Consider the following 21,564-nt stretch of genomic DNA (forward strand, 5'->3'; position numbering starts at 1 on the left):
CTAGGGGGCGGTGGATTGGGGCTCGGCGGCCTGGGTGGCGATCTCCAGTGCCTCTTCGAGCACCTGCTGGTCGCCGATATGATTGGCCAGCAGCAGGATCAGCCGGGCATTGATGCGTTCGCTCTGCTCCTCGCTGCGTTCGCGGTGCGCGTCGGTCAGCGCGGCGTAGAAGGCGTCCGGGTCGGTGAAGTTGGGGTCGAGTTCAAGCCGTGGCATGGCGGCCTCCCTGATGGTCGGGGCGATCTTCGGAAACAGCGGCGAGGTGAGCGCCCAGGGCGCGGTCCATCGCCTCGCCGATTGCCTTGGCCGAGACCTCGGGCCAGCGGGCGGTCACGTGCTGGTCGGGGCGGATCAGATAGGCCGAGCCGGCGCTCAGGCCATAGCGCTCGCCGATCAGCTGCTCGGCGTCCTCGACCAGGGCGCTGCGCGGCAGCTCGGAGAGGGCATGGGGCGTCGGCCCGACGATCACCAGATCGAGGTCGCCGCGCTCATCCAGCAGCGACTGCAGCTCGGCCTTCAGATGCTCGGCCCGGGCGCTCTCGACGCGCCCATCGAGCAGCAGCACGAAGCGGTTGCCGAGCTGGTTGAGCAGCCAGGCGCTCTGCCCGGCGAGTCGAATCGGCGCATCCTTGGCCGGGCTGCCGGGGCGCAGCTCGTTCGGATAGCGTTCGGCATCGGGGCCGTTGAGCGGCGAGCCATCATAGCGACAGGGCACCGAGAGCCGGCCGCTGTTGACCAGGCTGCGGGCGAAGGGGTAGTGCTCGGCCAGCTCCAGGGTGGTGTCGCGGAATACCCGGCTGATGCGGCTCTTGGGCGTGATGAAATCGGTCGCCCGGGTGGAATTCAGAATGTTCTCGGCGGCGCCGTGCTGGCGCTCGTCGTTGTAGGTCGCAAGCAGCGCCTCGGGGGCCTGGCCCTTGAGCACCCGGGCCAGCTTCCAGGCCAGGTTCTCGGTGCTCTGCAGGGCGCCGTTGGCGCCGCGAGCGCCGAAGGGCGAAACCTGGTGGGCGGCGTCGCCCATGAAGAACACCCGGTTGTGGATATAGTCATCCATCTTGCGGCAGCGGAAGGTGTAGACGCTGGCCCACTCCAGCTCGAACTCCACGTCCTCGCCGAGCATGGCCTGCACCCGGGGGCGGATGTTCTCCTCCTTCTTCTCCTCTTCCGGGTCGGCGTCCCAGCCCAGCTGGAAGTCGATGCGCCAGACATTGTCCGGCTGCTTGTGCAGCAGCACCGACTGATTGGGATGGAAGGGCGGGTCGAACCAGAACCAGCGCTCGGTGGGGAAGTCGGCCTTCATGATCACGTCGGCGATCAGGAAATGGTCCTGGAAGATCTGGCCCTTGCTCTCCAGGCCGAGCTGATCGCGGATCTTGCTGTTGGCGCCGTCGGCCACCAGCAGGTAGTCGCAGGTCAGGCGGTAGTTGCCGTCCTGGGTGCTCACCACTACCTCGCTGCGCTCGGGCTGGCTGTCGACCTCGACCACCTTGTGTAGCCAGCGCAGGTCGATGCGATCGGCGAGCTCGTCGGCGCGGTCGACCAGGTACTCCTCGAAGTAGTACTGCTGCAGGTTGATGAAGGCCGGCATGCGGTGGCCCTCCTCCGGCAGCAGGTTGAAGTCGTAGACCTCACGCTCCTGGAAGAACACCCGGCCGTGCTGCCAGGTCACCCCCTTGTCGATCATCGGCTGGCCACAGCCCAGACGATCGAGGATCTCCAGGGTGCGCTTGGCGAAGCAGATGGCACGCGAGCCGACGCTGACGGTGTTGTTGTCATCGAGAACGACGCTGGCGATGCCCTGCTGGGCCAGATCGATGGCCATGGCCAGGCCGGTGGGGCCGGCGCCGACGATCACCACCGGGCAGTGGCGGATGTCGTCGCGGTCAAGCTCAGGCGGACGTCGATACGGGTAGACGGGATTGTTGTAGGTAGATGGCATGCTTCCTCCGACCGCGGCCGTTCCGGCGGCAGGCCTTCGCAAGGGTGCGGTGGACCCTCGCGGTGACCTGCCCCGGCGCCGCTCGCCAGTCATGGCTTCGGCAAGGTGTGTGAGTGGTAACTTACTGGTTCTCGACGGCTTCCTGCAGCGAGTGCCACATCTCGGTGTCGCGCTCAGCGGTCCAGATGCGCGGATCCGGGTGCTCGCCGCCGGCCTCGTCATAGCAGCGGGTGATATCGAACGGCAGGCAGTGGTCGAAGATCACCCAGTGGCCGTACTTGGGCTTGAGCAAGGCGTAGGTTTCGGAATAGCACTCGGAGAGCGACTTGCCGGCGGCCTTGCCCGCCTTGACGCTTTCGTACATGTCATTGAGAAAGTCACGGGTGCCCTGAATGGCCTCCTGGCACTGCTCGGGGGTCTGCAGGGCGTCGCCGCGGCCCGGCACCAGTTTCTGGGGGGCCATGGCCTGCAGTCGGTCCAGGGTGGCGGGCCAGTCCTCGTGGTAGGCGTCGCCGGTGTAGGGGGTGGCGCCGTACTCGACCAGATCGCCGGAGAACATCACCTTCTCCTCGGGCAGCCAGACGATGGTGTCGCCCTTGGTGTGGCCGCGGCCCAGGTGAATGATGCGCACCTCGCGGCTCCCCATGAACACGGTCAGTTCCTTCTGGAAGACGATGTTGGGCCAGGTGAGGCCGGGGACGGAGTCGACACCCTTGAACAGGCGCGGGAAGCGGCCGACCTCGGACTCATAGTCCTGCTGGCCGCGCTCGACGATCAGATCAAAGGTGTGCTGGCTGGCATAGATGTTCTCGGCGTCGTAGGCCGAGGCGCCCAGCACGCGCACGGCGTGGTAGTGGGTCATCACCACGTGCTTGATCGGCAGGTCGGTGACCTCGCGGATCCGGCGGATCACGTCCTGGGCCATGATCGGGGTGGCCTGGGTGTCGATGACCATCACGCTGTCGTCGCCGATGACGACGCCGGTGTTGGGGTCACCCTCGGCGGTGTACGCGTAGAGGCCCTCGGCCAGCTTGGTGAAGCTGATCTGCTTCTCTTCGGTATCGGCGTGGGAAGCGAACTTCTTGCTCATGGTTCCTCCAGGGGTTGTCAGGGTCATGGGCAGTGGATGCCCGTCATGGCGTCAGATCATAGTTGTGTTTGAAACTATGTGTCCAGCAAACCACAGATCGGCGACGCTGTGAAGAGGCAGAAAAATTGGCATAAAGTTGCCTGGGATCATGAATCATTGCCGTCTTTTATACCTAAGTATAATGCTTAATGCCGGCAAATTAGTTGCGCAAGAAAGCATCTGGGGGCATGGTGGCTGCGTCAGGATGCACTGGGCGATGCGCTCTCTTTCGCCATGTCAGCTCAGTGAGCGCCCACCCCACGACAACAACGCGGCGCACAGTCGCCCACCCGTGACGACGAGGAGCACAAGATGAACAACGCAACCCGCCTGATGATTGGCGCCGTGGCAGTGGCCAGTCTCGGTATTGCCAGCCCGGTCTTGGCCCAGACTACTCTCACCGTGAGCACCTGGGGAGGCCCCAACCATGGTGTCAACACCATGGTCTGGCCGACCTGGAAATCCTGGATCGAGGAGGCCACCGAGGGCCGCGTGACCGTCGAGGTGGTTCACGACATGGGGCCGCCCGCCTCCCAGATGGAAATGGTCGCCGACGGTATCGCCGACGCCAGTTGGATCTTCCATGCGCATATGGCCGGTCGCTTTCTCGCCACTCAGCTACCGGAATTTCCCACTTTCGAAGAGTTCTCCTCCGAGGATGCCTCGGCCGCCTACTGGCATACCCATCAGGAGCACTTGGCCCAGGCCAACGAACACCGTGGCGTCGACGTGCTGGCCACCGGCGTGCATGGCCCCGGTCAGATCTTCACCCGCAACCGGGTCGAATCCATCGACGAGCTGGCGGGCAAGCGCCTGCGCGTCGGCGGTGGTGTGATGAGCGGCCTGGCCGATGCCATGGGGGTGACCGGCGTGGCCCTGCCACCCACCGGCGTCTATGAGGCCGCCTCCCAGGGCGTGGTCGATGGCGCCATGCTGACCCTGGAGAGTCTACGCAGCTTCCGCGTGGCCGAGGTCGCACCCCATACCCTGACCGTGGATGGCGGCTTCTACCGCGGCAGCTTCGCCATTGTCGTGAACCCGATGTTCTGGGATCAGGTCTCTGCGGAAGACCGTGAGGCCATCGAGGCGGTCTCCGGCGAGCGCTTGTCGCGCCTGTTCGGCTACATGATGGACGTGTCCGATGAGCGCGGGGTCGAATTTGGGGAAGAGCGCGGGGGGACTTTCACTCAGGTGCCCGAGTCAGACATCGAGCGGCTGCGCACCGTTAGGGACGAGCTGGTGTCCGAGTGGAGTGAGTCGGTAGGAGCACGCGGTGTCGATGCCGCCTCTGCGCTGGCCTTCTTCCAGGAGCAGCTTGCCGAGGCGGCCAAGGGCGAGAGCATCGCCGACCAAGTCGCCAGTGAATGAATCGACCGGCAACCCGAGAGATGATCATGCATACCCTGACGACACGCGCGACGCGCGTCGGCCGGGTCCTGCAGCTGACGTTGGAGGGGGTGGCCGGTGCCACCCTCTTCGGCATGATGCTGCTGACCACGGCGGACGTGACGGGCCGCTACTTCTTCAATTCGCCGATTCTCGGCGCCGTGGAGCTGACCCAGCTGATGCTGGCAGCACTGGTGTTTCTGTCCCTGCCGGTGGTGTGCTGGCGCCAGGAGCACATCAGCGTGGACCTGCTCGACGCGATCTTTCCCGCCCGGCTGGTCTGGGTGCGTGAGGTGATCGTCAACCTGGTGGTCACGGCGGCGCTGTGGGTCATGGCCCAGCGCGTCTGGGCGCTGGCCGAGCGCGCCTTCGACTGGGGCGATGTCACCGAGTTTCTGCGCATCCCGCGCGGCTACCTGATCGGACTGATTGCGATCATGTTGGCGCTGTCGGCGCTGCTGACCCTGGCGCGGGCGGTGCTCTACCTGCTGGAAGGCCTCAAGGTGGTCGAGCAGGGCGGCCCGCTGAGCAAGGGAGGGACTCATGACTGAAGCACTCTACGGCTTCGCCGCGCTGCTGGTGCTGGTGTTCCTGCGGGTGCCGCTGGCCTTTGCCATGGGCATCGTCGGCTTCGTGGGCTTCTACTACCTGACCGGCAACTGGAGTGCCGCCGAGGCCATGGCCGCCCGCCGGGTGGTGGATACCGCCATGGACTACGGTCTCTCGGTGATTCCGCTGTTCATCCTGATGGGCAACTTCGTCTCCCATGCGGGGCTGTCGGATGCGCTGTTCCGGGCCTCCAACGGCTTTCTGGGCCACCGCAAGGGCGGCCAGGCGATGGCCACCATCGTCGCCTGCGGCGGCTTCAGTGCCATCTGCGGCTCGAGCCTCGCCACCTGTGCCACCATGGGGCGCGTGGCCATGCCGCAGATGCGCAAGTACGGCTACAAGGACTCCTTGGCCGCGGCCTCGATCGCCGCCGGCGGCACCCTGGGCATCCTGATTCCGCCCAGCGTGATGCTGGTGATCTACGGGATTCTCACCGAGACGAGTATTCGCGAGCTGTTCGCGGCGGGCTTCATTCCCGGGATCCTGGGGATCTTCCTCTATCTTGGCGCGGTGAAGTGGGTACTGTGGCGCGACCCCGAGGCGGGCCCGGCGGCGGAGAAGGTGCCGTGGTCGGAGCGGATCAATGCGCTGAAGAGCGTGGGCAGCACCCTGGCCCTGTTCGTGCTGGTGATCGGCGGCATCTATCTGGGCGTGTTCACCCCCACCGAGGCGGCGGGCATCGGCGCCATGGGCGCCTTCCTGATCGCCCTGTCGCGCCGGGCGCTGACCCCGCGGGTGCTGATGAACGTGCTGATGGACACGGTGCGCACCACGGCGATGCTGTTTGCGGTGGTGCTGACGGCGCTGATCTTTGCCAACTTCATCAACCGGGCGGGGCTGCCGGGTGACCTGCTGGCGCTGGTCAGCGGGATGGACGTGGCGCCCTTCGTGGTGATTCTGGTGATCATCGCCATCTACGTGGTGCTGGGCTGTGTGTTCGAGAGCATGTCGATGCTGCTGCTCACGGTGCCGGTCTTCTTCCCGGTGGTGGCCGGCCTCGGCTACGACCTGGTGTGGTTCGGCATCCTGGTGGTGATCGTGATCGAGATCAGCCTGATCACGCCGCCGGTGGGGATGAATGTCTTCGTGCTGCGAGCGGTGCTGCCGGACGTCTCCACGGGAACGATCTTCCGCGGGGTGACGCCGTTCTGGGTGGCGGGTACGCTACGCGCACTGCTGGTGCTGCTGTTCCCGGCGATCGTGCTGTTCCTGCCCCAGCTGCTTTATTGACGTGAGCCCGAGGAGAGCCGCGATGAACATGGAAGACACCCCGGCTGACGCCGCCAGGGAGGGCGGCGTCGGTGCCGATGGGTCGCAGACCAAACAGGAGCTGGATCTCAACCAGTTCCTGCCCTATCGGCTCAACAGCCTGGCCGACCGTATCAGTCAGGCGCTGGCGAAGCTCTATGAGGAGCGCTATCAGCTCAACATCGCCCAGTGGCGGGTGCTGGCCTGGCTCAGCCACTGCGATGAGCTGACGGCGAAGAAGATCTGCGCCTATACCAATATGGACAAGGCCCGCGTCTCGCGGGCAGTCCAGGCCCTGGAGACGCGCGGGCTGATTTCGCGCACCCCCTCGCCCCACGACCAGCGCCTGCACGATCTCCATCTCACTCCGGCGGGACGGACGCTGCTGGCCGAGCTGATTCCCGAGGCTCAGGCCTGGGAAGCGGAACTGGTGGCGACCCTCACTGCCGGCGAGTATCGCGACCTGCTCAACGTGATGCGCAAGCTGGAACGGCAGCTCGAGCGTATTGGCTGATCGCGACTGGCGATCTTGTACCCGTCCAGGCTTCTCCCCCCTCCCCCAGGCCGGCAGCAATGTGTTGCCGGCTTCTTTGCTCTCAGGCTTGTGGTCGTAACATGATCTCCCATGCGGGCTGGGGGCCTGCCAAGGCTTTCTTTGTCGAATTAAACCCCGATTGTTTTTACTAACCGGCTGTTAAAAAAGAAATTATTTCGGCATTCGACTTAAGTTGTACTAGCTATTGGTCGCTGATGCGTTGCGTTATGGGGTTGGGAAAAGGCATTGTATGCCAGAACGTGTTTCTTTTATCGGTAGCAAAGCGTCTTATGGTGTATCGCATTGCGGTGCTTGCAAGTCACTCCCTGCTTCCGGTGAGCACGCCCGCTGCCTGTGACGATGGAGGAACTACACAATGTACAAGACAACAGGCCTGATGATCGGCACCCTGACTGCCGCCATCATGAGCACGACCGCCCTGGCCCAGACCACTATCACGGTCAGCACCTGGGCGGGTCCCAACCACGGCATCAACACCATGGTCTGGCCGACCTGGAAATCCTGGATCGAGGAGGCCACCGAGGGCCGCGTCACCGTTGAGGTGGTCCACGACATGGGGCCGCCCGCCTCCCAGATGGAGATGGTCGCCGACGGTATCGCCGATGCCACCTGGGTGTTCCACGGCTATAACACCGGCCGTTTCGAGCTGACCAAGCTGCCTGAGTTCCCCACCTTCGAGGACTTCTCCTCCGAGCACGCCTCCGCCGCCTATTGGCGTACCCACCAGGAGCACCTGGCTGCCGGCGGCGAGCATCGCGGCGTCGACGTGGTGGCGGCCGGCGTGCACGGCCCGGGCTGGATCTTCAGCCGCGAGAAGTTCGAGACCCTCGATGACATGCAGGGCAAGCGCATCCGCGTCGGCGGCGGCGTGATGGGCGATCTCTCCAATGCCCTGGACCTGACCGGCGTGGCCCTGCCGCCCACCAGCGTCTACGAGGCGGGCTCCCAGGGGGTCATCGACGGTGCCATGCTGGTTCCCGAAGGCCTGCGCAGCTTCCGCGTGGCCGAGGTCTTTCCCTACACCCTGAAGGTGGACGGCGGTTTCTATCGCGGCAGCTTCACCATCGTCGTGAATCCGATGATCTGGGATCAGATCTCACCGGAGGATCGTGAGGCCATCGAGGAAGTCTCCGGCGAGCGGCTGTCGCGCCTGTTCGGCTACATGATGGATGTCTCCGACGTGCGCGGCGTCAGCTTCGCCGAGGAGCAGGGGCATACCTTCTCCGAGCTCGGCAGCGACGACCTCGAGACGCTGCGCGGCGTCAGCGACGATATGATCGCCGAGTGGGCGGACTCCGTGGAGGCTCGCGGTGTGGACGGCATGGCCGCCATTGAGTTCTTCCGCGAGCAACTTGTTGCTGCCGCCGAGGAAGATAGCGTGGGCGACCTGGTGCCCGACGATTTCAAGTAAGTCCTCACCGTCGCCACACGGAGGGCGACCATGCATACCCTGACGACACGCGCGACGCGCGTCGGCCGGGTCCTGCAGCTGACGTTGGAGGGGGTGGCCGGTGCCACCCTCTTCGGCATGATGCTGCTGACCACGGCGGACGTGACGGGCCGCTACTTCTTCAATTCGCCGATTCTCGGCGCCGTGGAGCTGACCCAGCTGATGCTGGCAGCACTGGTGTTTCTGTCCCTGCCGGTGGTGTGCTGGCGCCAGGAGCACATCAGCGTGGACCTGCTCGACGCGATCTTTCCCGCCCGGCTGGTCTGGGTGCGTGAGGTGATCGTCAACCTGGTGGTCACGGCGGCGCTGTGGGTCATGGCCCAGCGCGTCTGGGCGCTGGCCGAGCGCGCCTTCGACTGGGGCGATGTCACCGAGTTTCTGCGCATCCCGCGCGGCTACCTGATCGGACTGATTGCGATCATGTTGGCGCTGTCGGCGCTGCTGACCCTGGCGCGGGCGGTGCTCTACCTGCTGGAAGGCCTCAAGGTGGTCGAGCAGGGCGGCCCGCTGAGCAAGGGAGGGACTCATGACTGAAGCACTCTACGGCTTCGCCGCGCTGCTGGTGCTGGTGTTCCTGCGGGTGCCGCTGGCCTTTGCCATGGGCATCGTCGGCTTCGTGGGCTTCTACTACCTGACCGGCAACTGGAGTGCCGCCGAGGCCATGGCCGCCCGCCGGGTGGTGGATACCGCCATGGACTACGGTCTCTCGGTGATTCCGCTGTTCATCCTGATGGGCAACTTCGTCTCCCATGCGGGGCTGTCGGATGCGCTGTTCCGGGCCTCCAACGGCTTTCTGGGCCACCGCAAGGGCGGCCAGGCGATGGCCACCATCGTCGCCTGCGGCGGCTTCAGTGCCATCTGCGGCTCGAGCCTCGCCACCTGTGCCACCATGGGGCGCGTGGCCATGCCGCAGATGCGCAAGTACGGCTACAAGGACTCCTTGGCCGCGGCCTCGATCGCCGCCGGCGGCACCCTGGGCATCCTGATTCCGCCCAGCGTGATGCTGGTGATCTACGGGATTCTCACCGAGACGAGTATTCGCGAGCTGTTCGCGGCGGGCTTCATTCCCGGGATCCTGGGGATCTTCCTCTATCTTGGCGCGGTGAAGTGGGTACTGTGGCGCGACCCCGAGGCGGGCCCGGCGGCGGAGAAGGTGCCGTGGTCGGAGCGGATCAATGCGCTGAAGAGCGTGGGCAGCACCCTGGCCCTGTTCGTGCTGGTGATCGGCGGCATCTATCTGGGCGTGTTCACCCCCACCGAGGCGGCGGGCATCGGCGCCATGGGCGCCTTCCTGATCGCCCTGTCGCGCCGGGCGCTGACCCCGCGGGTGCTGATGAACGTGCTGATGGACACGGTGCGCACCACGGCGATGCTGTTTGCGGTGGTGCTGACGGCGCTGATCTTTGCCAACTTCATCAACCGGGCGGGGCTGCCGGGTGACCTGCTGGCGCTGGTCAGCGGGATGGACGTGGCGCCCTTCGTGGTGATTCTGGTGATCATCGCCATCTACGTGGTGCTGGGCTGTGTGTTCGAGAGCATGTCGATGCTGCTGCTCACGGTGCCGGTCTTCTTCCCGGTGGTGGCCGGCCTCGGCTACGACCTGGTGTGGTTCGGCATCCTGGTGGTGATCGTGATCGAGATCAGCCTGATCACGCCGCCGGTGGGGATGAATGTCTTCGTGCTGCGAGCGGTGCTGCCGGACGTCTCCACGGGAACGATCTTCCGCGGGGTGACGCCGTTCTGGGTGGCGGGTACGCTACGCGCACTGCTGGTGCTGCTGTTCCCGGCGATCGTGCTGTTCCTGCCCCAGCTGCTTTATTGACGTGAGCCCTGGGCGGTCTCGCACCGATCCTGCAGCTATTAAGTGACACGAAATATTTCCTGAAATAGTATTTTTTGTGTCTTGAATGGCCTCAATTTGACTCCAGTCAAATTGGGGCTTTTTGCTTTCCGCTACCCTGAAGGTGTGCAGTTGGTGATACCGGATGAGGAGAGAGAAAATGGAAAGATTGTCAGATTACATCCAGGGGGAGCGCGTGGTGCGCGAACTTCGCCGGCATGATCCCGAGGCGCTCGAAGCCCTGGCCCATGACCTGGAGCAGCCGCTGAACCCACCGCTGGAGCGGGCCTTGGCGCGCACCCTCGACGATCGCCGGGTGGCCGACTTCCGGCCCTCAGAGGTGCTGATGCCAGCGATGATGACGACTTTCGCGGTGAGCCCGGCCGCTATCGCAGAGGAGGGGCTGGCTGAGCTGGAGGCAAGCTGCAACCGCTGTGAGGCGGTCGGTCGCTGCTGGCGGGCGATGCGCGACCACGCCGATGCCGAGGTGTGCCGCGATTTTTGCCCCAACGCCGAGGCCTTCATGGGCCATGGTGCGGGGGGGGAGTAAAACGAAAAGCAAAGAGGGAGACAGGGGGCGCAATGACCCCTTGTCTCCCCCCAAGGCCGAGGCCTTACTGTCGCTTCGCGACCAGTGTCAGAATGTCGTAGCTGGCCACCAGCTCGTCATCCTGGTTGGTCACGGCCACGTCCCACATCACGACACCCTGCGGATGGCCTTCCGGTGAGGTGCGACCCTGGTCGATCTTGCGCTTGCACGTCAGGCGGGCGCGGATGGTGTCGCCGGGGGCGACCGGGGCAATGAAGCGCAGCGTGTCCAGGCCGTAGTTGGCCAGGACGGGGCTCTCGCCCGGGTAGACGAACAGGCCGGCAGCAGCCGACAGCACGAAGTAGCCGTGGGCGATGCGTTGGCCGAACTGGGTCTTGCGAGCGGCGATGTCGTCAAAATGCATGTAGAAGTGGTCGCCGGAGAGACAGCCGAAGTTGACGATGTCGGCTTCGGTGACGGTACGGCGGTGGGTCAACAGGGATTCGCCCACCTGAAGGTCATCGAAATGGCGACGGAACGGATGGACGTCATTCTCGATGACCTTGGCGCCGCGGACGTATTCGCGGGTCACCGCGGCCACCATGGTTGGGGAGCCCTGGATGGCGGTGCGCTGCAGGTAGTGGTGAACCGCCCGGATACCCCCCAGCTCTTCGCCGCCGCCGGCACGCCCCGGGCCGCCGTGTTTGAGGATGGGCAGCGGGGAGCCGTGGCCGGTGGACTCCTTGGCGGCTTCCGCGTCCAGAATCTGCAGGCGACCGTGCTGGGCCGCCAGTACCGGGATCATCTCTGCGGCAATGGCGGGGTTTTTCGTGGTGAGGGTGGTCACCAGGCTACCCTTGCCCTTGGCGGCTAAGGTCAGGGCCTCGTCGATGCCGTTGTAGGGCATCAGCGTGGCGACGGGACCAAAGGCCTCGATGTCGTGAGCCCCGCCGTCCTCGAGCGGATTGCGGTTGATCAGCAAATGCGGGGCGATGAAGGCACCGTTTTCCACACCCGTGCCCACCGGCTTGAGGCTACTGTCCTTGCCGAAGACGCATTCGCTGGTTTCCAGCAGCCGGTCGATGGCTTCATGGACGTCACGCAGTTGATCGCTGGATGAGAGGGCGCCCATGCGTACGCCTTCCTCTTTCGGGTCCCCGACGCTGATCTTGGAAAGCCGCTGCTTGATCCTGTCCGCCAAGGCGTCCAGATGTTCGGCTGGCACCATTACCCGGCGGATGGCGGTACACTTCTGGCCTGCCTTGGCCGTCATTTCCTTGACGACTTCCTTGGCGAAAATATCGAACTCTTCATCTTCCGGCGTCACATCCGGGGCCATGATGGCACTGTTGAGGGAGTCCGCTTCGGCATTGAACGGAATGCTCCGTGCCATGATGTTGGGATGGCTCTTCAGTTTCAGGGCGGTATCCGCGGAGCCGGTGAAAGTGACGAAGTCCTGCTCTTCCAGGCGATCCAGCAGATCTCCGGTACCGCCGATGATCAGCTGCAGAGCGCCCTCCGGCAGCAGGCCGGAGTCGTTGATGACACGCACCGCGGCTTCGGTTACATAGCTGGTGGCGGTGGCCGGCTTGACGATGCAGGGCATGCCTGCCAGGAAGGCGGGGGCAAATTTCTCCAACATCCCCCAGATCGGGAAGTTAAAGGCGTTGATGTGGACGCTTACGCCACGGCGGGGCACCAGAATATGGGTGCCGGTGAAGTGGTTGTCCTTACCCAGCTGGGCCACCGGCCCTTCGTGGGCCACGTTGCCGGAAGGCAGTTCCTTACGGCCGGTGGAAGCGTAGGTGAACAGCGTGCCGAAGCCGCCATCGATATCAATCCAGGAATCCGCCCGGGTGCAGCCGGTATGGTAAGAAATGTCGTACAGTTCTGCTTTGCGCTGCTGAATGTAGATGGCCAGTTCTTTGAGAATCGCCGCGCGCTGCTGAAAATCCAGGGCCAGCAGGCTCTTCACACCGGTGCTGCGGCCGTAGTCGACGACCTGCGCAAAATCGATGGTTTCCTCGTGGGTATGGGCAATGGTGTCGCCGTTGATGGCGCTTGGCAGGGCCTTGGCGGGGGTTTCACCCAACCACTGGCCGGCAATGTAACTCTGAAGGACTGGCATGAAGCGTTCTCCCAGTGAAATAGTTGACCTGATGACGCACACGCATGACCTCAGCGAGACGCTGAGCGGGCGCATTGCGGTCGATGATGGCGAGTTGGGCGGCTAGCGACCGAGAAAGCCTGGCCGCGGCGCCAAGCACAGCTTGTCGTTCGTCGCCGCGGTGCGCAGCGATGAGCCGGGCCATCCCCAGCGCGTCCCGCCGTGTCGCGTGAACGGCTTCACCCGACCGCTATGCCCGGTTGGCCATCACATCCGGTAGTCAGGCGATCCTCAGCGCTGATCGAAATCGAGGGTCACTTCATCGGATAGGGGGTGGGCCTGGCAGCTCAGCACATAGCCCGCTTCGATTTCGTGTTTCTCAAGACCGTGAGTCACGTCCATATCCACTTCGCCCACTATCAGCTTGCACTTGCAAGTGGAACAAACGCCGGCCTTGCAGGAGTAAGGAAGGTCCATGCCGTTGGCGATGCCTGCGTCGAGGATGTTCTCGCCTACCGTCGCCAGGTCGAACATCACCGAGCGGCCATCCGCGACCACGGTCACCTTGCTGGTCTTCTCCTCACCATACTCTTCGATACGCTGCTGCGCTTTCTCGAGCATCTTCTTGGAATCTTCCGCAGAATTTGCGAAAAGTTCGTAATGAATCTGCTCATTGCTCAGGCCTTCGAGACGGAAGCCATGTGATACCTCTGCCATCATGGCTTCAGGGCCGCAGATAAAGGCCTCATCGGCATTCTTGATATCGATTAATCCGCTTTTTTGCAGCGCATAGCCTTTCTTGTTATCGATTATGCCATTAAGAAGGTCCGCTCCCTGGTCTTCGTAGTCCATGATGTTGATCCACTGGAAGCGCTCCATATAGCGGTTTTTGACGAAGCTTAGCTCATCCTTGAACATAACGGAATTCGTGCGCCGATTTCCGTAAATCAGCGTGACCTTGCTCTTTGGCTCGACATCGAGTACCGACTTGATGATAGACAATGTCGGCGTGATGCCCGAGCCCGCCGCGATACACATATAACGCTTGGCATTATCAGGGTCGAGCTTGGTATAGAAATTTCCTTGGGGCGGCATGACGTCGATCTCCATGCCACGCTTGAAATTATCATTAGCGTAGTTGGAGAATTTTCCGTTCTTGACGCGTTTGATGCCCACGCGCATATGGCCGTCATTGATGCCGGAACAGATAGAGTAGGAGCGGCGAACGTCCTCTCCATCGATGTTGGTTCGCAGCGTCAAAAACTGGCCCTGAATGAAGTCGAATGTTTCCTTCAGCTCCTCCGGGACATCAAAGGTCACGCAAATGGCGGTATCAGTCTCCGGCTGGACGTCGGCGATTCTCAACGTATAGAAATTCGTGTCAGACATCACGTGGCCTATATTTTTTTGAAATAATCGAAGGTCTCCTTGCATGCTTGACACTGAAACAGTGCCTTGCAGGCGGTGGAGCCGAATTCGCTGATGAGTCGTGTATCACGCGAACCACAGTGTGGACAAAGCGTATGGGCGTCGGGAGTCAAGCCATCCTCGGAGTCAGCCGCATCCTCCGGCGGGGCGACACCGTAATTGCGCAATTTACGACGTCCCTCCAGCGACATCCATTCGGAGCTCCAGGCCGGTGATAATTGCATTTTTACTTCAATACTTTCATAACCCTTGGCATTCAGGGCGGCCTTGACGTCTTCGGTGATGGTATCCATCGCCGGGCAGCCGGAATAGGTCGGAGTGATCGTGACGATAATATGTTCACCCTGACGCTCAATGTCGCGCAATATCCCTAGATCCCAGATGCTGAGTGCCGGAATTTCAGGGTCCTTGACCTCATCGAGCAGATCCCACAGCTCCTTAACCTCGGAAGTGTCCCGCTGTTGTAACCGGTGGTACTGTTCCTCCGGCATTAGTGAGATTTCACTCATGATAAATCACCAAATAGACTCGCCTACCACTGGCAGCCAGGATAGGAGCGGTGAACAAATTGCATTTCTGTCAGCAGGTGACCCAGATTCTCGGTGTGATAGCCGATGCGGCCACCGCGTACCGCCCAGCCATCCTCAGGCAAGTTCAGGGTCGCTTCAGCGAGGATAGCGCTGACCTGTCGATGCCATTCGTCACGCAGCTTGGTGATATCGACGCCGATGCCACTGTCAGCCAATCGCTGCTCGGTATCGTCCATCTCGAACATTTCGTGGGTATAACCCCAGAGGCTGTCCACCGCGCGTTGCGTGCGTCGATGACTCTCCTCGGTGCCATCGCCCAGACGCAGCACCCAATCGCGGCTGCGACGCAGATGGTAGCGGGTTTCCTTGATCGCCTTGGCGGCGATGGCCGCCAGGGTGTCGTCCTTGGATTTGACGAGCTCCGGCAGCATCAAGCCGTAATAGATATCGATGAACAGCTGACGAACCTGAGAGTAGGCAAAGTCTTCCCTTGGCAACTCCATCAGTAGCAGATTTTGGTACTGACGGTCGTCGCGCATGTAGGCGAAGTCGTCCTCCGTCCGCCCATCGTTGGCTAGCTCTGCCGCGTAGCCATAGAACATACGGGCACGCCCGATGTAGTCCAGTGCCACGTTGGCATAGGCGATATCCTCTTCCAGGAAAGGACCGCGACTCACCCATTCAGAGATTCGGTGGCCCAAGACGTTGGCGTCATCACCCAGGCGGACCGCATACTCGAGGGTGGCATCCTTGATGGTGTCACTCATTACGCTCTCTCCTCAGCAGCTACATGTTGTTGACGGCATCGGGAAGGGTGTAATAAGTCGCGTGCCGATAGGGTTTGTCATCGTTGGGATCGAAAAAATCTTCCGCGTCATCCTCTTGAGAGGCGCAGATATCGGCTGACCTCACAACCCAGATGCTTACGCCTTCGCTGCGTCGGGTATAGACATCTCGAGCATACTCCAGTGCCTGCTCGTGGTCCTCGGAATGTAGGCTACCTACATGCTTGTGATCGAGTCCGCGCTTGGAGCGGATAAAGACCTCGAAGAGTTCCAGGGCGTTGTCTTGCATGACGGTGCCTCCTTAAGCGGCTTCAGTTTGTTTGGCCTGTTTCTTGGCGTTGTAGGCAACCAGAGCTTCACGCACCCAGGCGCCTTCTTCATGAGCCTTGATGTGATGCTCCAGGCGCTGACGGTTACAGTGACCGTTACCGGCAATCACATTATGGAACTCGTCCCAGTCGATCTCACCGCTGTCATAGTGACCGCGCTCTTCGTTCCACTTGAGTTCCTTGTCGGGATGTTCTAACCCCAGGAATTCGATCTGGGAAGCGGTTTGGTCGATGAACTTCTGGCGTAGATCATCGTTGGTCTCGCGCTTGATTTTCCACTCCATGGATTTCGCGGAGTGCGCAGATTCGGAGTCGTGTGGACCGAACATCATCAGCGCTGGCCAGTAGAAGCGGTTCAGGGAGTCCTGAGCCATGGCTTTCTGTTCCGGACTACCGTTGACCAGCGTCAACATGATGTCGTAGCCCTGGCGCTGGTGGAAACTCTCTTCCTTGCAGATACGGATCATGCCGCGCGCATAGGGGCCATAGGAAGTACGCTGCAGGGATACCTGGTTGACGATTGCCGCCCCATCGACCAGCCAGCCAATCGCGCCCATGTCGGCCCAGGTAAGCGCAGGATAGTTGAAGATAGACGCATACTTGGCCCGGCCGCTCTGCAGCGCCTCGATCATTTCATCACGGGAAATCCCCAAGGTTTCCGCTGCGCTGTAGAGATAAAGTCCGTGGCCCGCCTCGTCCTGGATCTTCGACAACAGAATCGCCTTGCGGCGCAAGGAAGGTGCGCGAGTCAGGAAGTTGCCTTCCGGCTGCATGCCAATGACTTCCGAGTGCGCATGCTGTGAAATTTGACGGATCAAGTTCTTGCGATACTTTTCGGGCATCCAGTCCTTGGGCTCGATTTTCTCTTCCGCCTTGATCTTATGCATAAACTGCTTTTCTTGAAGGGAAGTCTGCTGTTCAGAGGACATGGTTATGCTCTCCAGTTATAGGTTGAGCCAGTACTGCTTGTGCTGTTTATCGCAGCATAGCAGACGGAACCGAAAAGTGACACGAAAAAATGTTAATCCTGTCTGAAAATGTATCGCTATCTGCTGTCTTGGTCTAAGTCGATGTTTTCAGGTGGGTATGTCTGGTCGAGCGGCTGGCGACCGGTCACTGCCTTGTCGGTCGCGGTTCGCCAGCCCTGTGTTTGATTAACGCAAATCTTTCACTCGCCTGGCCTTGCCCACGGAGCGCATGACCTCCTCCACGCCACAGACATCCACCTGGGTGCTGATGCCGATATAGGTCTTGATGGCGTGCCGCAGGTGCTTGGCCAACTGCTCGCAGGCCACCGGGTCCCGGGCGACATCGTTGCTGCACGCTTCGACCCGCACGCGGACCATGTCCATGTTGCCCTGGCGGGTGATCTCGATCTCGTAGTGGGGTGAGAGCTGATCGATCTTGAGCAGCTGCTCCTCGATCTGGGTCGGGAAGACGTTGACCCCGCGGATGATCAGCATGTCGTCGCTGCGCCCGGTGATCTTGTCGATGCGGCGCATGGGGCGCGCGGTGCCCGGCAGCAGGCGGGTCAGGTCGCGGGTCCGGTAGCGGATCACCGGCAGTGCCTCCTTGGTCAGGGTGGTGAACACCAGCTCGCCATACTCGCCGTCCGGCAGCACCTCGCCGCTGACCGGGTCGATGATCTCGGGGTAGAAGTGGTCCTCCCAGATGGTCGGGCCGTCCTTGGTCTCCAGGCACTCCATGCCGACACCCGGGCCCATCACCTCGGAGAGGCCGTAGATGTCCAGGGCGTCGATGCCCAGGCGCCGCTCCAGGGCGAGGCGCATATCGTTGGTCCAGGGCTCGGCGCCGAAGATACCGGCGCGCAGCGGCAGCGCGCGGGGATCGATGCCCTGGCGCTCCATCTCGTCGGCGATGTTGAGCATGTAGGAGGGGGTGACCATGATGATGTCCGGCTGGAAGTCGCGGATCAGCTGGACCTGCTTCTCGGTCTGGCCGCCGGACATCGGGATCACCGCGCAGCCCAGGCGTTCGGCGCCGTAGTGGGCGCCGAGTCCACCGGTGAACAGGCCGTAGCCGTAGGCCACGTGCACCTTGTCGTTACGGCTGCCACCGGCGGCGCGGATGGAGCGGGCCACCACGTCGGCCCAGATATCGATATCGTTCTGGGTATAGCCCACCACGGTAGGCTGGCCGGTGGTGCCGCTGGAGGCATGCACGCGCACAATCTCGCTCATCGGCGTGGCGAACATGCCGAAGGGGTAGTGGTCGCGCAGGTCGGCCTTGGTGGTGAAGGGCAGCTTGCTGAGGTCCTCCAGGCTCTTGATGTCGCTCGGGTGCACGCCGGCTTGGTCAAAAGACTGACGGTAGAAGGGCACGTTCTCGTAGGCGTGCTTGAGGCTCCACTGCAGGCGCTTGACCTGGGTGGCGCGCAGCTCGTCGAGGCTGGCGGTTTCCAGGGGGTCGAGGCTGGCGGTGTCAATGGGCTTGACGCGCTGGTTCATCGGGGATCTCCGGTCGCAGGGGTTGTTGTAGTGTGCGCTCAGAGGCGCTCGATGATCAGGGCGATGCCCTGACCGACGCCGATGCACATGGTGCACAGCGCGTAGCGTCCCTGCCGGCGTTCCAGTTCATGCAGGGCGGTGGTCACCAGGCGGGCACCGCTCATGCCCAGCGGGTGGCCCAGGGCGATGGCGCCGCCGTTGGGGTTGACGTGTGCGGCGTCGTCGGCAAGGCCGAGGTCCCGGGTCACGGCCAGCGCCTGGGCGGCGAAGGCCTCGTTGAGCTCGATCACGTCCATCTGCTCGAGGGTCAGGCCGGTCTGGGCGAGCACCTTGCGGCTGGCCGGGGCCGGGCCGAAGCCCATGATGCGCGGCTCGACGCCGGCGGTGGCCATGCCCACTACCCGGGCGCGGGCCTTGAGGCCGTAGCGTTCGGCCTGCTCCGGCGAGGCGAGCAGCAGGGCGCAGGCGCCGTCGTTGACCCCGGAGGCGTTGCCGGCGGTGACGCTGCCGCCCTCGCGGAAGGGCGTGGGGAGCCCCGCCAGCTGCTCCAGGGTCGTGGAGGCGCGGGGATGCTCGTCGGTGTCGACGAGCAGCGGCTCCTGCTTGCGGCGTGGCACCGCCACGGGCACGATCTCCTCGGCCAGGCGACCGGCTTGCATGGCAGCGGCGGTGCGCTGCTGGCTGCGCAGGGCGAAGGCGTCCTGGTCCTGGCGGGAGATCTTGAACTGTTCGGCCACGTTCTCGGCGGTCTCCGGCATGGAGTCGATGCCGAACTGGGCCTTCATCTGGCGGTTGACGAAGCGCCAGCCGATGGTGGTGTCGTGGATCTCGGCGCTGCGCGAGAAGGCCTGCTCGGCCTTGCCCATCACGAAGGGCGCCCGGGACATGGACTCCACGCCGCCGGCGATCATCAGCTCGGCCTCCCCGGCCTTGATGGCGCGGGCGGCGTTGCCGATGGCGTCCATGCCGGAGCCGCACAGGCGGTTGAGGGTCGTGCCGGGCACCTCCACCGGCAGGCCGGCAAGCAGCGCCGACATGCGTGCGACGTTGCGGTTGTCCTCGCCGGCCTGGTTGGCGCAGCCGTAAAAGAGGTCGTCCACTTGGGACCAGTCCACCGAGGCGTTGCGCTCCATCAGGGCGCGCAGGGGCACGGCGCCCAGGTCGTCGGGGCGCACCGGGGCGAGGGCGCCGCCGTAGCGGCCGATGGGGGTGCGGATGGCGTCAATGATCAGGGCGTCTTTCATGCGTTTCCTCCGGCGGCGGTGTCTTCCAGGCGGCGGACGGTGCCGCGGATCTTGTAGGAGCGGCCGCGAAACAGGGCGATCTCGTCGCCACGTTGATTGCGTACGGTGATGTCGTAGATACCGGTGCGGCCGCGGCGGCTGCGCTCCTCGGCGGTGGCGGTGAGCTCGTCGCCGAGCTGGCCGGGCCCCAGGTAGTCGATGCTGCATCCCGAGGCGACGGTGGCCTCGTCATACGTATTGCAGGCGAAGGCGAAGGCGGAGTCGGCCAGGGCGAAGATGAAACCGCCGTGGCAGTTGCCATGGCCCTGCACCATGTCCTGGCGCACGGTCATGGTGAGCACGGCACGACCCGGCGCCACGCTCTCGATGCGCATGCCCAGCCCCTGGCTGGCGCCATCGCGGGAGAACATGGCGTCGGCGCAGGCCTCGGCCAACTGCTGCGGGCTCAGCGCGGACTCAGACATGGAAGCTCTCCTCGGCCAGGGCCTTGCGGCGCAGCAGGAAGGAAGCGCGATAGCGCTCCTCGCCGTAGCTCTGCTGCAGGTGGGTCAGGGTGCGGTGGACAAAGGCCAGCCCCAGTCCGTCGGCCCAGGCCAGCGGGCCGCGGGGGTAGTTGAGGCCGGCCTGCATGGCGAGATCGCCGTCCCGGGCGCTGCAGACACCCTGGAGCACCGCGTCGGCGGCCTCGTTGGCGAGCATGGCCACGGTGCGCAGCACCACGAGGCCGGGGGTGTCGGTAAGCCAGGTAACGTCCAGGCCCAGGCGCTGGAAGAGCGCGGTGGCCGGCTCGCGGGCCTCGGCGTCGACGCCGGGGCTCGCCGCGAGGGCGATGGCGCTGGCGCGCTCGTAGTCCAGGCAGAGGTCGAACAGCACCAGGGCCTCGACGCCTTCATCCCGGGCGCGCTCGGCGGCGCAGCGGCCGTCGCTCAGCGCCAGGGTCAGGCCGCCCAGGCGCAGGCGGGCCTGGCCCGAGACGCTCTCCCGGCGCACCACCTCGAGGCCGGCGGCCTCGGCGCGGGCCACCAAGGGTGCGATGGCGCCGAGCTGGCCCTCGGCGATCAGGGGCGGCAGCTCGGCCTCGACGGTGGGGGCGAAGTCGGGCGAGGTGGGGGCGGCATGGTCACGATAGTCATAGAAGCCCTGGCCGCTCTTGCGGCCCAGGCGGCCGGCCTCGACCAGCGCCTGCTGAACCAGCGATGGCTCGAAGCGGGTGTCGCCGTAGTAGGCGTCGAACACCGAGCGGGTCACGGCGTAGTTGACGTCGTGGCCAATCAGGTCCATCAGCTCGAAGGGCCCCATGCGAAAGCCGCCGGCCTGGCGCAGCAGGGCGTCCAGGGTGGCGAAGTCGGTGGCACCTTCCTGCAGCAGGCGCAGCCCTTCGGCATAGAAGGGGCGCGCCACCCGGTTGACGATGAAGCCTGGCGTGGAGCTGGCGTGGACCGGTACCTTGCCCCAGGCCGCGGCGGTGGCGTATAGGGTCTCGGCGACCTCGACGTCGGTGGCCAGGCCCGAGATCACCTCGACCAGCTTCATCACCGGGGCGGGGTTGAAGAAGTGCAACCCGGCGAGGCGCTCGGGGCGCTCGAGGCCCGCGGCGATGGAGGTGATCGAGAGCGATGAGGTGTTGCTGGTCAGCAGGGTGTCGGGGCCGCACAGGCTCTCGAGCTCGGCGAAGACGCCGCGCTTGACCTCCAGATTCTCGACGATGGCCTCCACCACCAAGCGGCTGTCGGCCAGCTCGGCCAGGGTGGCGGCCGGGCTCATTCGCGCGATGATGGCGTCGACCTCGTCCTGGGCCATCTTGCCCTTGGCCACGCGCTTCTCGAGCTGGCGGCGTACGCCGTCGATGCCGGCCTGGGCGGCGCCGTCGCTGTTGTCGTAGAGGCGTACCGGATGGCCCGCCTGGGCGGCCACCTGGGCGATGCCGGCGCCCATGGCGCCGGCGCCGATCACGGCGATGATGTCGCTGGGTGCGAGGGCAGGCATC

General features: G+C 63.8%; 21 protein-coding genes. 8 read left to right on the forward strand and 13 right to left on the reverse strand.

Annotation, left to right across the window (positions count from 1 at the left end):
• The 3 genes from HOP52_RS03200 to HOP52_RS03210 form a co-directional block, all read right to left on the reverse strand.
• Nucleotides 1-216 (reverse strand): DUF2783 domain-containing protein, encoded by a 216-nt coding sequence (locus HOP52_RS03200; RefSeq protein WP_238975823.1) that lies wholly within the window; start codon nucleotides 214-216, stop codon nucleotides 1-3.
• Entirely contained in the window at nucleotides 203-1,939 is a 1,737-nt protein-coding gene (locus tag HOP52_RS03205) for an FAD-dependent oxidoreductase (protein WP_238975824.1), read from the reverse strand. The genes HOP52_RS03200 and HOP52_RS03205 overlap by 14 nt, the downstream gene beginning before the upstream one ends.
• Nucleotides 1,940-2,060: 121 nt before the next feature.
• A complete protein-coding gene (locus tag HOP52_RS03210) occupies nucleotides 2,061-3,029 on the reverse strand; it encodes an MBL fold metallo-hydrolase (RefSeq protein WP_238975825.1) in 969 nt (322 codons plus the stop codon).
• Between the two features lie 351 nt (nucleotides 3,030-3,380).
• Here HOP52_RS03210 and HOP52_RS03215 point away from each other — a divergent pair, with 351 nt between their 5' ends.
• The 8 genes from HOP52_RS03215 (at nucleotide 3,381) to HOP52_RS03250 (ending at nucleotide 10,707) form a co-directional block, all read left to right on the forward strand.
• Nucleotides 3,381-4,436, forward strand: coding sequence for a TRAP transporter substrate-binding protein (locus tag HOP52_RS03215; protein WP_238975826.1), 1,056 nt, complete (start codon nucleotides 3,381-3,383; stop codon nucleotides 4,434-4,436).
• Nucleotides 4,437-4,462: 26 nt separating this feature from the next.
• On the forward strand, nucleotides 4,463-5,005 hold the full coding sequence (locus HOP52_RS03220) for a TRAP transporter small permease (protein WP_238975827.1): 543 nt from the start codon (nucleotides 4,463-4,465) through the stop codon (nucleotides 5,003-5,005).
• Nucleotides 4,998-6,293 (forward strand): TRAP transporter large permease, encoded by a 1,296-nt coding sequence (locus HOP52_RS03225; RefSeq protein WP_238975828.1) that lies wholly within the window; start codon nucleotides 4,998-5,000, stop codon nucleotides 6,291-6,293. Before HOP52_RS03220 ends, HOP52_RS03225 begins: the two co-directional genes overlap by 8 nt.
• A 22-nt stretch (nucleotides 6,294-6,315) precedes the next feature.
• Nucleotides 6,316-6,825, forward strand: coding sequence for a MarR family winged helix-turn-helix transcriptional regulator (locus HOP52_RS03230; protein ID WP_422677680.1), 510 nt, complete (start codon nucleotides 6,316-6,318; stop codon nucleotides 6,823-6,825).
• Between the two features lie 397 nt (nucleotides 6,826-7,222).
• Complete coding sequence (locus HOP52_RS03235; protein ID WP_238975829.1) at nucleotides 7,223-8,278, forward strand: TRAP transporter substrate-binding protein; 1,056 nt, start codon at nucleotides 7,223-7,225, stop codon at nucleotides 8,276-8,278.
• Nucleotides 8,279-8,308: 30 nt separating this feature from the next.
• Nucleotides 8,309-8,851 carry a TRAP transporter small permease gene (locus HOP52_RS03240; protein WP_238975827.1) on the forward strand — a complete coding sequence of 181 codons (543 nt, stop codon included), beginning with the start codon at nucleotides 8,309-8,311 and terminating at the stop codon, nucleotides 8,849-8,851.
• Nucleotides 8,844-10,139: a TRAP transporter large permease gene (locus HOP52_RS03245; RefSeq protein WP_238975828.1), complete on the forward strand. Its 1,296-nt coding sequence runs from the start codon at nucleotides 8,844-8,846 to the stop codon at nucleotides 10,137-10,139. The genes HOP52_RS03240 and HOP52_RS03245 overlap by 8 nt, the downstream gene beginning before the upstream one ends.
• A 178-nt stretch (nucleotides 10,140-10,317) precedes the next feature.
• A complete protein-coding gene (locus tag HOP52_RS03250) occupies nucleotides 10,318-10,707 on the forward strand; it encodes a hypothetical protein (protein WP_238975830.1) in 390 nt (129 codons plus the stop codon).
• 64 nt (nucleotides 10,708-10,771) lie between these two features.
• Here the strand turns inward: HOP52_RS03250 and paaZ are convergent, their stop codons facing one another.
• The 10 genes from paaZ to paaH form a co-directional block, all read right to left on the reverse strand.
• The gene (paaZ, locus tag HOP52_RS03255) at nucleotides 10,772-12,814 is read right to left on the reverse strand and encodes a phenylacetic acid degradation bifunctional protein PaaZ (protein WP_238975971.1); all 2,043 of its coding nucleotides are present in this window, start codon (nucleotides 12,812-12,814) and stop codon (nucleotides 10,772-10,774) included.
• 270 nt (nucleotides 12,815-13,084) lie between these two features.
• A complete protein-coding gene (paaE, locus tag HOP52_RS03260) occupies nucleotides 13,085-14,182 on the reverse strand; it encodes a 1,2-phenylacetyl-CoA epoxidase subunit PaaE (protein ID WP_238975831.1) in 1,098 nt (365 codons plus the stop codon).
• A gap of 8 nt (nucleotides 14,183-14,190) precedes the next feature.
• Nucleotides 14,191-14,730, reverse strand: coding sequence for a 1,2-phenylacetyl-CoA epoxidase subunit PaaD (gene paaD / locus HOP52_RS03265; protein WP_238975832.1), 540 nt, complete (start codon nucleotides 14,728-14,730; stop codon nucleotides 14,191-14,193).
• A gap of 23 nt (nucleotides 14,731-14,753) precedes the next feature.
• Entirely contained in the window at nucleotides 14,754-15,518 is a 765-nt protein-coding gene (gene paaC / locus HOP52_RS03270) for a 1,2-phenylacetyl-CoA epoxidase subunit PaaC (RefSeq protein ID WP_238975833.1), read from the reverse strand.
• Nucleotides 15,519-15,537: 19 nt separating this feature from the next.
• The gene (paaB, locus tag HOP52_RS03275; RefSeq protein ID WP_238975834.1) at nucleotides 15,538-15,825 is read right to left on the reverse strand and encodes a 1,2-phenylacetyl-CoA epoxidase subunit PaaB; all 288 of its coding nucleotides are present in this window, start codon (nucleotides 15,823-15,825) and stop codon (nucleotides 15,538-15,540) included.
• Between the two features lie 12 nt (nucleotides 15,826-15,837).
• Nucleotides 15,838-16,794, reverse strand: coding sequence for a 1,2-phenylacetyl-CoA epoxidase subunit PaaA (gene paaA / locus HOP52_RS03280; RefSeq protein ID WP_238975835.1), 957 nt, complete (start codon nucleotides 16,792-16,794; stop codon nucleotides 15,838-15,840).
• Nucleotides 16,795-17,019: 225 nt separating this feature from the next.
• A complete protein-coding gene (gene paaK / locus HOP52_RS03285) occupies nucleotides 17,020-18,333 on the reverse strand; it encodes a phenylacetate--CoA ligase PaaK (RefSeq protein ID WP_238975836.1) in 1,314 nt (437 codons plus the stop codon).
• A gap of 38 nt (nucleotides 18,334-18,371) precedes the next feature.
• Nucleotides 18,372-19,577: a 3-oxoadipyl-CoA thiolase gene (pcaF, locus tag HOP52_RS03290; RefSeq protein ID WP_238975837.1), complete on the reverse strand. Its 1,206-nt coding sequence runs from the start codon at nucleotides 19,575-19,577 to the stop codon at nucleotides 18,372-18,374.
• Entirely contained in the window at nucleotides 19,574-20,041 is a 468-nt protein-coding gene (paaI, locus tag HOP52_RS03295; RefSeq protein WP_238975838.1) for a hydroxyphenylacetyl-CoA thioesterase PaaI, read from the reverse strand. The genes pcaF and paaI overlap by 4 nt, the downstream gene beginning before the upstream one ends.
• On the reverse strand, nucleotides 20,034-21,563 hold the full coding sequence (paaH, locus tag HOP52_RS03300) for a 3-hydroxyacyl-CoA dehydrogenase PaaH (protein WP_238975839.1): 1,530 nt from the start codon (nucleotides 21,561-21,563) through the stop codon (nucleotides 20,034-20,036). Before paaH ends, paaI begins: the two co-directional genes overlap by 8 nt.
• Nucleotide 21,564: the final 1 nt, after the last annotated feature.

It is taken from the genome of Billgrantia campisalis (assembly GCF_022341425.1).
Taxonomy (GTDB): domain Bacteria; phylum Pseudomonadota; class Gammaproteobacteria; order Pseudomonadales; family Halomonadaceae; genus Halomonas; species Halomonas campisalis.